Origin of the sequence: Niveispirillum fermenti, assembly GCF_048066175.1 — a bacterium.
GTDB lineage: Bacteria > Pseudomonadota > Alphaproteobacteria > Azospirillales > Azospirillaceae > Niveispirillum > Niveispirillum fermenti.
On the sequence record NZ_JBLTXA010000096.1, the window covers coordinates 1 to 1,318 of the forward strand.

General features: G+C 61.5%; 1 protein-coding gene. It reads left to right on the forward strand.

What is annotated here, in order from left to right; genetic code table 11:
• Nucleotides 1-66: 66 nt before the first annotated feature.
• Nucleotides 67-1,256 (forward strand): IS3 family transposase gene (locus ACM9LZ_RS25810; protein WP_416622366.1). Its coding sequence is split into 2 segments (ribosomal slippage): nucleotides 67-343 and nucleotides 343-1,256, totalling 1,191 coding nucleotides; the frame shifts between segments, so codons are not numbered across the junction.
• Nucleotides 1,257-1,318: the final 62 nt, after the last annotated feature.

The following is a 1,318-nucleotide window of genomic DNA, read 5'->3' on the forward strand; positions in this document are numbered from 1 at the left end:
AGAGGTGGCCCCATGAAATCGGACAGGGTGATAAGCTAATCCCGTCTGCTGGAAGGACGAGGATTGATGGGCAAGGTGACGCGGAAGCGGTATTCGGGGGAATTCAAGGCGAAGGTCGCGCTTGAGGCGATCAAGGGTGAACAGACCCTGGCGGAACTGGCGGCGAAGTACGCGATCCACCACACGATGATCGCGCAATGGAAGCGCCAGGCGATCGAGGGGATGGCAGCGACGTTTTCCGGCAAAGCCGTGGAGCCGGACGCTGCGGTCAGCGGCGCGGATGTCGAGAAGCTGCACGCCAAGATCGGTCAGTTGGTGGTGGAACGGGATTTTTTGCGGGACGCCTCTGTTCGCTTGGGCTTGATCAGAGGCGCCAAATGATTGAACGGGACCGCGCGGGCCTGTCGATTGTCCGGCAATGCGCCTTGCTGTCGCTGAACCGGTCCGGGGTTTACCATCGGCCGGCGCCGGAGAGCCCGCTGAACCTGTCGCTGATGCGCCTGATCGACGAGCAGTTCCTGGAAACGCCCTATTACGGGGCCCGGCAGATGGCCCGGCATCTGCGGCGCCTGGGCCATGAGGTCGGCCGCAAGCGGATCGGCCGGCTGATGGGCAGGATGGGCTTGGCGCCGATCTATCAGAAGCCCAGGACCAGCGTGCCGCATCCGCAGCACCCCACATATCCCTATCTGCTGAAGGGGCTGGTGATCGACCGGCCCAATCAGGTCTGGTGCTCGGACATCACCTACATCCCGATGCGCAAGGGCTTTCTCTATCTGACGGCGATCATGGATTGGGCGACGCGCAAGATCCTGGCCTGGCGGCTGTCAAACACCCTGGATGCCGATTTCTGCATCCAGGCACTGGAGGAGGCCCTGGCCCGCCATGGCACCCCGGAAATCTTCAACACCGATCAGGGCAGCCAATATACCAGCCCGCGTTTCACCAGCTTGCTGAAGGACCGGAACATCAAGATCAGCATGGATGGAAGGGGCCGGTGGATGGACAATGTCTTTATCGAGCGCCTATGGCGGTCGATGAAATACGAATGCGTCTATCTGCATGCCTTCGAGACCGGATCTGAACTGCGGGCCGGGCTGACGACATGGATTGGACATTACAATGCCCGGCGCCCGCATTCGGCGCTAGCGGGACGGACACCGGACGAGGCATATCATCAAACCGGACCGACGATCCTGCCGGGGTTAACCCCGGCAGGATCGTCAACAGGCCCATACGACAAAGTGGCGGCGTAACGACAACCGGGATTAGCTTATTCCTGCCGCCAAGCTGTCCGATCAGACGGGGCCACCTCTCT